This window comes from Paenibacillus sp. JT31N7 (genome assembly GCF_059692095.1).
Genome location: NZ_JCAUAT010000004.1, coordinates 231,893 through 245,196, shown reverse-complemented (window position 1 = coordinate 245,196; position 13,304 = coordinate 231,893). Strand labels below are relative to the sequence as shown.

Sequence of the window (13,304 nt, the reverse complement as noted above, 5' to 3'; positions counted from 1 at the left end):
GGGACGACTTGTCCATCCGGCGGATATCGGGCGGGCGAAGTGCTACCGTCTAGGGAACCCGAAAAAAGCTCAGCTTAAGGCTAGCTGCTGCAAGAAATGCAGGGGTCCTGCTTCCTATTGAACGCCCCTCTTGCTCATCCGGTTTATTGCCTTTATTGCCCTCATCCCGGTGACATGGTAAAATATTCTTATCTGATAAAGAACGGAGGGTTATGTGTGGGAACAGTTAATTTCGATCGACTTTACGCAGCTAACTAAATAGCGCTTAAAGGCCCTGCCCTGTGCAGGGTGATCGGGATTGGTCTGCCTGCTTCATAACCCAAATTAGCCATGGGCTAAAGAGGGCGGGACTTCTCCGCCCTCTTTTTCTATGCCCTCAGCCGCCGAAAGCGAGCTCGTACGTTAGGGTTTGCCTTCGGCATCCCTTCGATGCTCCGGTAACGGAACGGCTTATCAGCCGCATATTCCGTACCGCCGCATCGTTTGACGGACACTTTCGCGGCAAGACCCTCGTCTCCGTCTCACGGGTTTTTTCACCGGGTGGAGCGGCGGTATCCTGCTTTGTGTCAAGCCGTCGAGCGAGGGGAGTTTACGCATGCATACACGCGTATGGACATCCGGGGCAATCGCGTTCCTTTCCGGTCACCCGAGCACAGGCAGCGCCTGTGTTTTATTTTTTTATAGGAATCGGAGGGTGTATAAACATGAGTGAACGAATGATACGCGTCCAAGATATTGAACTGTGCACGGAAAGTTTCGGCAATCCCGCACATCCGGCAGTACTGCTCATTATGGGGGCAACGGCTTCCATGCTCTGGTGGGAAGAAGATTTCTGCAGGCTTCTGGCCGAGAAAGGCTTCTTCGTGATCCGCTACGATAACCGCGACACCGGGCGCTCCGCAAGCTACGAACCCGGCCGTCCCGGGTATACGTTCGAGGATATGGCGGACGATGCCATCGCCGTTTTGGACGCTTACGAGGTGGAAAAAGCCCATTTCGCGGGAATGTCCATGGGAGGCATGCTCATCCAGATACTCGCTCTCAGGCATCCCGAACGTGTACAGGGCATCTCGCTTCTGAGTACGATGTATTTCGGTCCGGGATGGGAAGAGCTGCCCCCGATGGAAGCGAAAGTGGAAGCTTTCTTTAATTCCATGGATGAGATCGACTGGTCCGATCCGCAAACGGTCCTTCGGAACGCCGTTGACAAATGGCGCATCCTTGTCGGGTCCAAGCACCCGCTTGACGAGGAAAGGGTAACCGCCCTGGCCGAGAGAGACATTGCGAGGGCCCTTAACTACGCAAGCTCTTTCAATCACGGCTATGTGACAGGCGGAGAAGCCTATCTGGGCCGGACCGGCGAGATTCAGGCACCTGCCCTTGTGATTCACGGGACGGAAGATCCTATCATTCCTTACGGACACGGGGAAGCGCTGCGCGACTCGATTCCGGGTGCCGAGCTGTTAACGCTTGAGGGTACCGGTCACGAGCTTCCGCGGGCCGAATGGCCGGCCATTGTCGGCGGTATCGCCAAGTATGCCGCTTTGTAGCCTTTCACGCCAAAAAGCCCTCGGAGCCGCTCTTACAAGCGGTTCCGAGGGCTTTCCTTTGCAATCCGGTCGCCTAGACGCCGGAAGTCGGTCCTCCCGACGGCACCCGGCTCCGGCTTCGACTTTCCGCAGGTGCGTCGCGCGTCTGCCGGGGAACCCGCCTCTTACGGCTTCAAGTCGATCGGCAGATCCCGATTCACGATCACTTCCGCGTTGGAGCGGACAAGCGAGAGCTCGTAGCTGTCTTTTTTCTCCGCCAGCAGATACACATTGAACGAAGAGCTTTGCTCGTTGTCCTCCAATTTTCCGTAGCCGGGAATGCCCAAGCCTTCGTGGATAGACTCCTCCTGCCGCATAAACTCGTGATACTCTTCCACCGATTTCTCCGGCAGACTCTCCCCTATAAAGCGGGCCTCCTTTTCCAGCTTTTTGTCTCACCCGCTGCGAATTTTCCTTGCGGAGCAAGTCTTCCAGAGGGGATGAACCGGAATCCCGGATGATCAGGTCTTCTATGTCCAGACTGTGCTTGTAAGAGTGTTCTTTCCGGGCGACATCGATCGAGCGGTTGGCTGCCACCCGGCTGAACCATCCCGGGAAACGCCTAATTTCCCTACCGCTCATAATTGTCGAATACGCCTCGATCAATGTATTTTGTACGGCCTCTTCCGCCAGCTGTTTAGAGCCCAGAATGGCTAAAGCGGACCGGTAAGACTTCGCGATCAGGGGATTGACCAGGGCACGGAATGCGTCATTGTCTCCCTGCCGGATAGCTTCCAGCTGCTGCTCGGTTTCCAGTTCCATGCTGACACTCCTTCCACACTCTCTCTATCTATTTGGCGTAAGAAGTTCGGCTGCGGTTCAACAAAAGCTAAAAAACTTTTTTGAGCATACTCCACAAGGCGTCTGCCGTTATATAAGGCTCTCCGGCGTTTATTCGGCGGACAATTTCACTCCCCGGTTGATTAATCCCGTCTTCAATCGAGAAAAAGAGCTCGATCCCCGCCCGCCTTCCCTCTACCGCGACAGCGTCCGTATAAGCCCCGTAAGGGAAGGCCAGCAGACGGCGGTGCTTGCCCGTTTCATCATCCAGTCTCTTCTCCAGAAAAGCGATGTCGCTTCGAATCCTTTTCCGGTATTCTCCGTCAATCTCGTTACGCTTTTTCTGTTCCAAGAACATCCGGGCGGTTAGCGCCGGGATCATCGTCTCCGTTCCACCTTCGGGAATTTGCCGGTGCAGATTGTAGGTGTGGTTATAGATGCCCATGCCCGCTTCTTTCAGCTCGCGGATCTGATTCCAATTCAAATGGGGGTCGGTGTCCGGACTGAACAAGTCCGAGGAAATTCCAACGATAAAATTGGAAGCCGTCACGCCGTGTTTTTTCAAAATCGGCAGGGCTTCGGTATAAAAGGTTTCGTATCCGTCGTCGAAGGTCAGAACAACGGCATTGGGCGGCAGTTTCCCGCCTTCCCGCATAAACGGTACAAACTGTTCCATCGGAACGATATGAAATCCCCGGTCTTTCAGCATTTCCAGGTGCTCCTCAAACTGCCCGGGAGTCACGGTTGAAGGAAGATCCTTCCCGCTGCCGGCCGTTTTCCGGATATCATGGTACAGCAGGACGATGGCTTTATTCTCGTAATAGACAGGCCCCGCCGCATTCTCCCGTCCATTCGGGTCCCAGCCAACCGTAAAAACCAGAAGAATTCCGAAAAAAATGCCGCAGGCCGCCAAAACTATGTTTTTCATTCCTATGCTAACCTCTCATACTCCATATTAAGCGCGCTACACTATAGTCGTAAGCGAACGGCCCCGGGTTCAAATCCGATGAATGCAGCACAAAAAAATCCCTTCTGACGGCACGCATGCAACCTTCCGGTCAACATCCTGTCTAAGAAGGGACTTATCGGATCTATTCGATTACCGGCTCCGCCGCTTGTCCGCGTGTCGGCGGTTTCTTCCGGTTCCAGTATAGCAGGTTTGGCGGATAGAAAGGGCTTTTGCCTGCAAATAAGCCGGGCACTGGACTATCGGACGGGCAGCCGGCGCCAGGGGGGTGACGCGGAGTGGTTGACCACCGTCATGTGACGCCGAACACCGCGCGCCGGGAGCTTCGCGCGGTACGTCTGCCGGATTTTTCGCGTCTATACGACCTGTGCCCGCTACCGCAAAAGGCTTAATCCCCGCCGCTATTAAGTCACTTCTTTTCCCAGTCCGCAAGAGAGTGATACAGTCTTTCCAAAGTTTCTTCCAGCCGGGAAAGCTCCGCTTCGGGCCGGCTTCCCAAAATTTCCGAATACGCCCCGATGCACGCTTTGCGGACATTTCCGAACACTTCTCCGCGGGCTCTGAACGCCAAATGACGGAGCTGGCAGGCCAGCTCTTGGCCGGCGGACTTTCCGCCTCGGAAACGAAAAATTCGGCGGCTTCCACTCTTCTCGTGGAGGCGAAAAAATCGGCTCTTCTCGGTGCTTATCAAAATTTGTTCACAATTTTGCTCGTGCTCGGCATCGTCATGCTGCTGGCTTTATTCGGTAGGCCCTGACCGGAAAAGGACGTTCGCTTGTCCAAAAAGAACAGGCCCCGAAGGCTCGGTCCGCGCAGGATCCGGCCCCGGTTTTGGCTCTTCCGCAGCCCCCGGCAGAGCAGATCCGACGCTAAAATCGTACATTAAACATCCAGTGGTCAATTAAAATTCGGTTTTTGCTATCGACCTTTTTTATCGCCCTATAAAGCATTTTTTATGGAAATATGGTTGCTCTCCCATTAAAAACATGTAATAGTATTAGAAAATTAAACCGAACAAGGCTGGTGAAGTGAATGGGAGTATCGCTAGGAGGCAAGGCCGTAAACGAAGTGGCGGCAAGAACGTATATTGAAGAAGTTTATCAGACTGTTTTACAGCGTAATTCGAATCAATATGAATTCCAGCAAGCCGTTAAGGAAATCGTGGAATCTCTCGTTCCCGTTTTCGCCAAAAACCCGCATTACATGAAAGCCGGCATTCTCGAAAGACTGGTCGAGCCGGAAAGGCTCGTTTCATTCCGTGTTCCCTGGGTGGACGATCAAGGCAATGTTAGGGTAAACCGCGGTTTCCGCGTACAGTTCAACAGCGCCATAGGGCCTTACAAAGGCGGACTCCGGTTCCATCCTTCCGTAAACGAGAGCATCATCAAATTTCTCGGCTTCGAGCAAATTTTCAAAAACTCCCTGACCGGTCTGCCGATCGGCGGCGGCAAAGGCGGATCGGATTTCGATCCCAAAGGCAAATCCGACGGGGAAGTCATGCGCTTCACGCAAAGCTTCATGACGGAGCTTTGTAAATATATCGGCCAGGATACGGACGTTCCGGCCGGAGATATCGGCGTGGGAGCCCGCGAAATCGGCTACATGTTCGGACAGTACAAACGGATCCGCGGCGGCTTCGAAGCGGGCGTCCTGACCGGCAAAGGCGTCGGATACGGAGGCAGCCTGGCCCGTCCGGAAGCGACCGGCTACGGCACCGTCTATTTCGTGCACGAGATGCTTCATGCCAAAGGCCTGAGCTTCGACGGAAGCACCGTCGTCGTATCCGGCTCCGGCAACGTGGCGATCTACGCCATGCAGAAGGCCCAGCAGTTCGGCGCGAGAGTGGTGGCCTGCAGCGATTCCGGCGGCTATATCTATGATCCGAACGGGATCAATGTGGAGACGGTCCGCCAGCTGAAGGAAGTCGAAAGAAAACGGATCAGCGAGTATACCCTTCTCCATCCCGGCTCCTTCTACCATGAAGGCTGCGAGAAGATCTGGACGATCCCCTGCGATATCGCTCTCCCGTGTGCGACGCAGAACGAAATCGACATCACGTCCGCCCAGACTCTTATCGGCAACGGTGTAAAAGCTGTCGGGGAAGGCGCGAATATGCCGACGACGCTTGACGCCATCGACGCGTTCCTGCAGGCAGGCGTTCTCTTTGGCCCGGCCAAAGCGGCCAACGCCGGAGGCGTGGCGGTTTCCGCGCTGGAAATGTCACAGAACAGCATGCGCCAAGCCTGGACGTTCGAAGAGGTGGATGCGAAGCTCCACCAGATTATGAAGAACATTTACCAGGCTTCGATCGAGGCTGCCGCCGAGTACGACCACGCGGACAACCTTGTCGTGGGCGCGAATATCGCCGGCTTCAAGAAAGTTGCCGACGCCATGATCGCTCAAGGTATCATTTAATCTTCCTTATGCCCGGAATATATACGAGAAGCCTCACCGCCTTCAAGGCCGGTGGGGCTTTTTTTCGTAAGGAAACAAGCCGATCCCATCGAGTATCAGGCGTCTTGCGGCCCCATACCGGAAGGGAAGCGGGAAGCTACTGCTTCAACAGCCGCAACAGCCCCGCTGTCACCGCGAATATGACCACCATCGTCAGTATGTTTTTCAACGTCTTGTTCATCCGTAATTTCCTCCCTGAGTAGGAATGCTTTTATACCGGTGCAGTCTGCCGGAGATGCCTGAATTTTCCGGGAACACGGGTCCCCCGGCGGCAGAAATCCTTCCACTGGCCGGCAGCGCTTCACTGCTGCCGGTGGACGTCGCGTCGGAATAGGCCGCCAGAGGGGCTCCAGGGTCCTCTGGCGGCCCGACACCCCCCTGCATCATCTTCCCGGATGTTTCGCCTGTTTCAGCGGCACTGGCGGGCTCCTGCGGGCTCCGAAACCGTTCTTGCAGGCATAGGGAACGAAATACCCATCCGAGCCTGAATAAGCGGTTTCCGGATCTTGCACATGGTTGTGCGGTGAATTCCATCCTGCTACAACTTAAAAAACTTGAAGAGACGGAAAGAAACTCTTTTCGGTTTGCCGCGAATCTGCATGGAATCGTCCGGCTTATTTGCCGAGGCGTTCGATCACCGACTCCGGCTGCTCCAGATTGGACCAGAACAGCTTCAATTCGCTGCGCAGCCTGTCCAATTCTTCAATCGTGATGTTCAGCTCTTCATAGCCGCCGAACGTCGGAATGATCTCGCGGTACATATGGTAACGCGAGGGCCTGTACAACGTCTCCGCCCCGTCCCATTCCGCCGCGGACTTGGAGGCCGGGATGCTGAGCGTATTCCGCCGGACAGATAACTGCGCGGCCTCCGAACAGAGGAAATCGACCAGCATACCCGCCGCTTCTTTCTGCCTGGACGCCCGGTTAACGGCAAGCCCCGTCACAAGCAGCAGCGTCCTAGCCCTGCCCGTGTAGGGCAAAGGGGCGAGATCATACTCGAACGGCAGGTCATTCAGATACTTCAAGCCGTAGTAGGTCGTCATGATCATCGCCGTTTTCTGCTGGGCGAACAGCTTCTCCGCGTCGGCGTCCCCTTCGGACAAGAAGGAGGGAACCGGACCCTGGGTATGGATGAGGTCGCGGAAAGTCTCCAGACTCTCCCACAGCAGCGGATCGTCAAACCGGCAGCCGTCTTCCGTGCGCTCGAACTTAAATCCGTTCTGCAGCAGAAAGACAGGAAACCGGTTGGTGGAGGCTACATGCGCGTAGAAGCCGGAAATGCCCCGCTCCTCCCTGATCCGCAGAGAGACTTCCGAAAGCCGGTCCCAGGACCAGCTGCTGTCCGGCTCGGGAAGCTGGAGCTGGCGGAACAGCGTTTTGTTATAGCAGAGAATGACCGGCGAGAACAGCATAGGCTGGGCAGCCTGCTTTCCGCTGCGGACGAATACGTCCGGGAGAAAAGAATAAGAAGCCGGATTCAGCGGCCGGGGCTCGAACAGGTCGAGTGCATCACGGTCCGCCATCTCAAGAAAGTTCCAATTATTGAGGGACATGACGTCCAGCCAGCCGCTGCTCAGATAGCCCCGGACCGAATCGGGATAATTCGTATAGGGCATCGCCGCCATTTCCACCTGAATATGCGGGTGTTGAAGCTCAAACTGCCGCAAAAGCTCCTGCAGCCCGGTTTCGCTGTCCAGCGAGGGATAGCAGCCGATCCTGACGGTGACGGCGTGCTCCGCGTCCGGCTTTATAATCCGGTTTCCCACCCGGGGAACCTTCTCGACCAGTCCTTCGGACACCAGGATATCCAGCGCCTTGCGGACGGATTTTTTGCTCAGCAGATACTGATCGGCCAAAGCCAGCTCAGAGGGCAAGTAATCGCCCGCAGGCCGGATAGAAGATAAAATCTCTTTGCGGAGGGTTCCGACCATCTCTTCGAACCGGGTTTGAAACGTAATGCGGTCTGGCTTATTGCTCATGGTAAATCTCCTCGTTCCAACTGGCAGACATAATTTAACAACAGTATACCATAAGGCGTTTCGAACTTGATCTTTATGTAACCCACACGGTTCTCAGTTTCACCTCTTCCGGACAGGCCGCCCCTCTCCCAAGACCTTTATATAGATACCACATATGATTTTTGCACGAGAATGCTTTGAAAACTTGACATTCCCTTCCACTGTCGAAATTTTGTTTAAATTCCTTGTGTTCATATCGAAATTGAGAGGATGGTGTAACTTTTTGTCGAAATATGAAAATAAAATGTAAAAATTCATTTTAAAAGATTACATTTTCATGTAAGGGCCATACATGAGTCTGTTCAAAGGAGCGATGCGAAAAAAAGACCTGAGCTGTTATGGCCAAGCCAACCATTAACCCGCAAAGGAGCCGGCCGGAGTCATCCGCCAGCTTGCCGAACGCTCGAAGGAGATCGGCGCATCCTCCAAGGCACAGAATGCGGCCGCCGCAGCCGAGGACCAACAACTGTTGCGATGAAAGAAGTCGAAGCAGTGTTGAATGCGCTTACAATGCAAAATCACCAGGAAATTTAGCAGAAATTCAAGTTTTTCGAGTTATGAGCAGCAACGGAATACTGAAAGTTCCGGCTTTCTTTTCAGGCGGCGCCTGCTTGCAATTTTATTTCGCACTATACAGGGAAATTTAAGAGGATATCGTTAAGGGAGGCTCATCTATGAAGGGTTTAAACCGGCTGCGCAGCGTGCAGGGAAAATTGTTTATCATTATAGCCGCGGCTTTGCTGCTGCCCGCGTCTCTGCTGGGCTATCTCACCTACAAACAGACCGAATTCGTCAATTACACGGCAGTAACCGGTAAAAAAGAAGAGTTGGAACAACTGTCTCCCCGCTTCGCCAAAATGTTCTCCGAAGCGGAGAAGCTTGTTCTGGAAGCAGCCGTCAAACCCGAAATGCAGCTTGATAAATACGCCTTCCCTGAACCCAAGCGGACCGACTACCAGAATATGCAGAAAGTGAACGATGTCCGTCAAAACGACTTTTACGTGAACTTTTTCCCTACCCTGCTCGATCAAAGCTATTATTTGAGCATGTTCTACTCGACGGTCAAAGGCCAGTCCTATGTCTACCCCAAGGTTCCCCTTGAAGTGGATTTTACCAATTTCGACACGAGGGAGCGCGGCTGGTACAAAGCGGCCATCGCCAACCCCGATAAGGTAAACTGGACCGAGCCTTACCTGGACGCCGTGAACACCAGCATCTCGACCATGACGCTGTCCAAAGCCGTCAAGGATGCAAGCGGCAACGTCATCGGCGTCATCGGGCTCGATTTCGGTTTGAACGCCATGGCCGGCGTGATGCGCGACAATATCAAGATCCAGACCATCTGGATTCTCGGCATCACCTTTGTCATCGGCATGACGGGCCTCTACCTGTTTGTGCGCCAGTTTGCCGCCCGGATCAAGGCGCTGCGCAGCGGGATGCACAAACTGGAGGCCGGCGATTTCACGCATAAGGTGAAGCTGAAGGGACAAGACGAGATCGCCGATCTCGCCAGAAGCTTCAATGACATGGCCCTTTCCCTGGCCGGGCTGATTCGGCAGGTATCGGTTTCGGCGCACACCGTGACGGAGGTTGCCGGTGAAGTGTTCCAGCAGACGAAGTCGTTCTCCGGCTCTTCGCTGGAAGTCACCCGGTCCGTCGAGGAAATTGCCACCGGCGCAGGCGAGCAGGCGGCCGTAGCCGAGCAGAACAGCCAGATGGTGAACGACATCGACTCGCTGATGCTCCGGCTCCGGGAAGATACCGGAGAGACGGTAGCCATTGCACAGGATACGGAAGAACTGAGCGCGGCCGGGCTCCAGCAGCTCGATTCCCTGCAGGATCTTGCGGCGGAAGGAACCCGGAAGAACGAGCATACCTACGCCATCGTTCACGCACTCAAAACGAAATCCGAAGAAATCGGTCATATCATCCGGATTATCCGGGAGATCGCTTCGCAAACCAACCTGCTTGCGCTGAATGCCTCCATCGAGGCGGCCCGGGCCGGCGAACACGGCTCAGGCTTTGCGGTCGTCGCCCACGAGGTGAAGAAGCTGGCCCAGCAGTCCGAGCAGTCCGCAGACATTATCAACTCCATCGTTATGGACATTCAGCAGGAAATCGGCAGCACGCTTTCTTCTTTCTCCGAGTATAACGAGCTGATGAGCCAGCAGAATCAGTCTCTGGAATATACGAAAGTTGCTTTTGCGGGTATCTCGGACGCGGTCGAAAGAACCACTTCGCGGATTCAAGTGATGTCCCGAAGCATCGATAAGATTACGGCGATAAAAGACGGCATGCTGAATTCCATCTCCAACCTGTCCGCGATCAGCCAGCAGACTGCGGCCGGAACCGAGGAGGTTGCCGCAACGATGGAAGAGCAGCGGACAGCCGTCGTCGCCCTGACCGACATGTCCGATCAGCTTAAAGCGACGGCCCAGCATCTGATCGGCGAGACCAAGAGATTCAAGCTGGAGCCGGACAACTGACCGGGCCCCCTGCCTTATGCAGCCCGATAAAGCCCGTTCGTCCTTCGGACTTGCTTTAAACTAACCGCAGCGGGAACCCGCCAAGACTCAAGAAAGCCTGCCGCCCCAAGGGCGGTGGCAGGAAAACAAATCACCCCTGTGCCGAAGCGCAACCGCTTCGTACAGGGGTGATTTGTTTTTACCGAAGGCCTCTCAATAGTAAGTAACCTCACTCCGGGTCCCGAGCGGAAGCATTTCATAGAGGTAACGCTGAACCCTCTCCTTGACCGCGTCGGTGACGGGAATCGAGGCCCGGGCCACAAAATGGACGGTGCCCGTGACGGAATCGTACCGGCTGAACGTAAAGCGGATGCTCATCGTGAACAAATCGTTCAGCGCCGCCGCAATGCGGTACTGGTTGGATTCCCGGGCCACCGCCGCTTTCCAGATGATCTCCGGCAGCTCCTGGATGCGGGCCTGGGGAATACTGTCCGTCTTGATCTGGTCGTAAGGTCTTACTTTAAAACAAACATGAGGCGGCAAATAACTGGAAGCGAATTGTTTCAGATTGGCCAAATCTTCGGCGGTCAGAAGCAGTTCTTCGTTCCACGCGTAGATGACCGCCGTATTTTTACCGTCTGTATGAACACGGACATATCTCAAATGAGGATAGCGCCGCTGAATCAACTGCTCGGCTAATAATCGGGTTCCCACCAGCCTCACCTCGGCGAAAAAGTTTGGATATCCACTCTGCGAACGGTTGCAAGACTTTCCGATGCTTCTGCTCCGGTTATACAATATATGCAGCGCAAGCTTTCCGTGTTCAAAACAAATACCGCCCTCCATGACGGAGGACGGTATTCGTTACAGTGTTCTTACTGAACCTCGATGGTAAGAAGGGCCGGAACTTCGCGAGTCAGACCCAGCAGTTCCTCCACCCGGTACGTTTCGGGCAGCCTTACGGTGATCTCCAGAACAATTTCATCCGTTTCCTTGGTTGCATTGTCCATTGTGAAGCCGAGCACCTTGATGCCTCGGCCTCGGATGGCTGCCAGAATGTTCTCCAAAGCATCCGGCTCGTTGGCCAGACGTATGAACAAGTGCTCGCTTTTGGGGGCCGCGAGCCAGTTGAACCGGCCATGCAGTACTTTCTGCGCGGCCAGGATCAGCAGCGCAACACCGGTTCCGAGCCAGTACATGCCGGAACCGACAGCCATGCCCACACCGGCCGTAGCCCAGATGCCGGCAGCGGTCGTAAGCCCCTTCACCGTCTGCTTCTGCATGAAGATCATACCGGCACCCAGGAAGCCGACTCCGCTGACCACCTGCGCAGCCACACGGGAAGGGTCCAAACCGAGATTGGGCCAGTCCAGCTGATCCTGGAAGCCGTATTTGGAAATCGTCATCATAAGCGCCGCACCCACGGCCACAACAAAATGAGTACGGATTCCCGCTTCCTTGGAGCGGCTTTTCCGCTCGTATCCGATAAGCGCTCCGCATATCCCGGCGATAAGCACCCTCAACAAGTAATCGAATTGAACCATTGTCTCACTCCCCTGCCGTGTCTTTCAACAATAAGGCAGCCCCAGCCTTATAAGGCTAGAGCCGTTAAGCCGGTCAAGCTGTTAAGCGATTAAACCGTTGAACCGTCGGAATAATGCCTGGCGGTTTCCTGTTTATTACCCGGTTTCGGCTGTTTGATCTCCAGCTTATGCAGCTCCTTTTAATCGTAACCCTTTTTCTTGGCGTTATCCAGCTTTGTCCAGTTTACGCAGGTTTCCAGGATCAGAGACATCAGGATCCCCATCACCAGACCGTTGCCCGCAAGAGGACGGATATAAACCGGTAGGGCCGAGAATACAGCGGAAGGCGTGTTCATGATGCTGACACCGAGGAGAATGGGCAGGGCCAGGCGGTAAATGGTTTTGGAATTGAATCTTGTTCCTTCCACCGAGCGGACGGCCGTACCGAACATTTGCAGATAGGCGACAAAAAGAACCGCACTTCCGACACTGACCGGCAGACCGGAAACCCATCCTCCGAGAGGCGGGATAAGTCCCAGCACGAGAAAAAGGCCGCCGCCGATAGCGAGAGCCTGGCGGTGCAGGATCTTCATGCTCTCCAGCAGCCCCATGGAAGATGTGAAGGTGCCGAACGGGATCAGGCCGAATACCGGCGTCAGCAGGGACATCAGGCCGGTGATCAGGAACGAGCGGCGGTACTGGTTCTCCGTCGCGGCTTCGCCGTACAGCTTTTCGGCGGCTTTCAAAGAAGTCACCGTGTTGGACATGTTGATAAAACCGACGACAAAAGAAGCGGCCATCATCCCGGTATCCAACCGGATACTTCCCCACGGAAAAAGCTCCCGTACGGTCGCAGCATGTTCCGGCACACTGCCGGGTGCCGGAAAGGTGAGCCCGTAAGCGGCCCAGCCCAGCAGAATGCCGAATAGCATGGCAAAGTTGCTCACCCACCCGCGCCCCTTCAAATAAAGCACCGCGACAAATAGCGCGATCAGCACCGACAGAAGGGCTATGGGCGGATTCATCCGCCCGTTCTCCCCGATGCCAAGCATGCCTGTGAAGAAGTTGGCCATAAGCTGGGCGGACAGAAGGAACAGAGAAACGCTGATGACGACGGGGTTAAAAAGCCTGCGCAGAATACGCGCGAAACCGAACCACCCCAAGACGGCCATCATCAGGCCGGACAGGAGGTACCCGGCGGCAAGTCCCCCGCCGACCGCCTTCATATCCGCGCCGCTTGCGGCGGCCGATGAGGCGATACTGAGCGTGAAGCCCCACCACACGCCGGACGGACCGTCCATCAGGGCGAACCGGTGGCCCCAATACGCCTGGAGTACGCAAGCGGCACCGGTCAGCACGAAGGATACCTGCAGGGAGAAAGCGATCTGACCCGGCGGCAGCTGGAAGACGTGCCCCAGTGTGAGCGGCACCACAATCGTGTTCGTGAGGATGAAAAACATCCATTGCAGGCCGGCCAGCCCGATCTTGGGCGTTAAAATCGTGCGCAT

Annotated in this window: 11 protein-coding genes and 1 pseudogene; 4 read left to right on the top strand and 8 right to left on the bottom strand. The window is 55.1% G+C overall.

The annotated features are described in order from the left end of the window. Positions 1-704: 704 nt before the first annotated feature. A complete protein-coding gene (locus AC58P5_RS19780) occupies positions 705-1,550 on the top strand; it encodes an alpha/beta fold hydrolase (RefSeq protein WP_497389529.1) in 846 nt (281 codons plus the stop codon). Between the two features lie 164 nt (positions 1,551-1,714). Here AC58P5_RS19780 and AC58P5_RS19775 read toward each other — a convergent pair whose 3' ends face one another. The 4 genes and pseudogenes from AC58P5_RS19775 to AC58P5_RS19760 form a co-directional block, all read right to left on the bottom strand. Beyond that, positions 1,715-1,927, bottom strand: coding sequence for a hypothetical protein (locus AC58P5_RS19775; protein ID WP_497389816.1), 213 nt, complete (start codon positions 1,925-1,927; stop codon positions 1,715-1,717). Between the two features lie 172 nt (positions 1,928-2,099). Continuing rightward, positions 2,100-2,351, bottom strand: a pseudogene (locus AC58P5_RS19770) (RNA polymerase sigma factor); the annotation flags it as partial. A 67-nt stretch (positions 2,352-2,418) separates the two neighbouring features. After that, the gene (locus AC58P5_RS19765) at positions 2,419-3,297 is read right to left on the bottom strand and encodes a polysaccharide deacetylase family protein (protein WP_497389527.1); all 879 of its coding nucleotides are present in this window, start codon (positions 3,295-3,297) and stop codon (positions 2,419-2,421) included. 448 nt (positions 3,298-3,745) lie between these two features. Further along, positions 3,746-3,883: a hypothetical protein gene (locus AC58P5_RS19760; RefSeq protein WP_497389525.1), complete on the bottom strand. Its 138-nt coding sequence runs from the start codon at positions 3,881-3,883 to the stop codon at positions 3,746-3,748. Between the two features lie 24 nt (positions 3,884-3,907). Here AC58P5_RS19760 and AC58P5_RS19755 point away from each other — a divergent pair, with 24 nt between their 5' ends. After that, positions 3,908-4,093, top strand: a complete 186-nt coding sequence (locus AC58P5_RS19755) for a hypothetical protein (protein WP_497389523.1) — start codon at positions 3,908-3,910, stop codon at positions 4,091-4,093. A gap of 275 nt (positions 4,094-4,368) precedes the next feature. Further along, positions 4,369-5,751, top strand: coding sequence for an NADP-specific glutamate dehydrogenase (gene gdhA / locus AC58P5_RS19750; RefSeq protein WP_497389521.1), 1,383 nt, complete (start codon positions 4,369-4,371; stop codon positions 5,749-5,751). 653 nt (positions 5,752-6,404) lie between these two features. Here the strand turns inward: gdhA and AC58P5_RS19745 are convergent. Continuing rightward, positions 6,405-7,769, bottom strand: a complete 1,365-nt coding sequence (locus AC58P5_RS19745) for an ABC transporter substrate-binding protein (RefSeq protein ID WP_497389519.1) — start codon at positions 7,767-7,769, stop codon at positions 6,405-6,407. A 713-nt stretch (positions 7,770-8,482) separates the two neighbouring features. Here AC58P5_RS19745 and AC58P5_RS19740 point away from each other — a divergent pair. Next, positions 8,483-10,294, top strand: a complete 1,812-nt coding sequence (locus tag AC58P5_RS19740; RefSeq protein WP_497389517.1) for a methyl-accepting chemotaxis protein — start codon at positions 8,483-8,485, stop codon at positions 10,292-10,294. A 192-nt stretch (positions 10,295-10,486) separates the two neighbouring features. Here AC58P5_RS19740 and AC58P5_RS19735 read toward each other — a convergent pair whose 3' ends face one another. The 3 genes from AC58P5_RS19735 to AC58P5_RS19725 form a co-directional block, all read right to left on the bottom strand. Beyond that, positions 10,487-10,987, bottom strand: a complete 501-nt coding sequence (locus AC58P5_RS19735; protein WP_497389515.1) for a hypothetical protein — start codon at positions 10,985-10,987, stop codon at positions 10,487-10,489. Between the two features lie 161 nt (positions 10,988-11,148). Continuing rightward, the gene (locus tag AC58P5_RS19730; RefSeq protein ID WP_497389513.1) at positions 11,149-11,817 is read right to left on the bottom strand and encodes an MgtC/SapB family protein; all 669 of its coding nucleotides are present in this window, start codon (positions 11,815-11,817) and stop codon (positions 11,149-11,151) included. A gap of 179 nt (positions 11,818-11,996) precedes the next feature. Continuing rightward, on the bottom strand, positions 11,997-13,304 hold the full coding sequence (locus AC58P5_RS19725) for a uracil/xanthine transporter (RefSeq protein WP_497389511.1): 1,308 nt from the start codon (positions 13,302-13,304) through the stop codon (positions 11,997-11,999).

Excerpts from the sequence above, each read along its gene's own strand:
- AC58P5_RS19780 (WP_497389529.1), top strand. The coding sequence starts at position 705 with ATGAGTGAACGAATGATACGCGTCCAAGATATTGAACTGTGCACGGAA.
- AC58P5_RS19765 (WP_497389527.1), bottom strand. The coding sequence starts at position 3,297 with ATGAAAAACATAGTTTTGGCGGCCTGCGGCATTTTTTTCGGAATTCTT.
- AC58P5_RS19755 (WP_497389523.1), top strand. The coding sequence starts at position 3,908 with ATGACGGAGCTGGCAGGCCAGCTCTTGGCCGGCGGACTTTCCGCCTCG.
- gdhA (WP_497389521.1), top strand. The coding sequence starts at position 4,369 with ATGGGAGTATCGCTAGGAGGCAAGGCCGTAAACGAAGTGGCGGCAAGA.
- AC58P5_RS19745 (WP_497389519.1), bottom strand. The coding sequence starts at position 7,769 with ATGAGCAATAAGCCAGACCGCATTACGTTTCAAACCCGGTTCGAAGAG.
- AC58P5_RS19740 (WP_497389517.1), top strand. The coding sequence starts at position 8,483 with ATGAAGGGTTTAAACCGGCTGCGCAGCGTGCAGGGAAAATTGTTTATC.
- AC58P5_RS19730 (WP_497389513.1), bottom strand. The coding sequence starts at position 11,817 with ATGGTTCAATTCGATTACTTGTTGAGGGTGCTTATCGCCGGGATATGC.
- AC58P5_RS19725 (WP_497389511.1), bottom strand. The coding sequence starts at position 13,304 with ATGCGCACGATTTTAACGCCCAAGATCGGGCTGGCCGGCCTGCAATGG.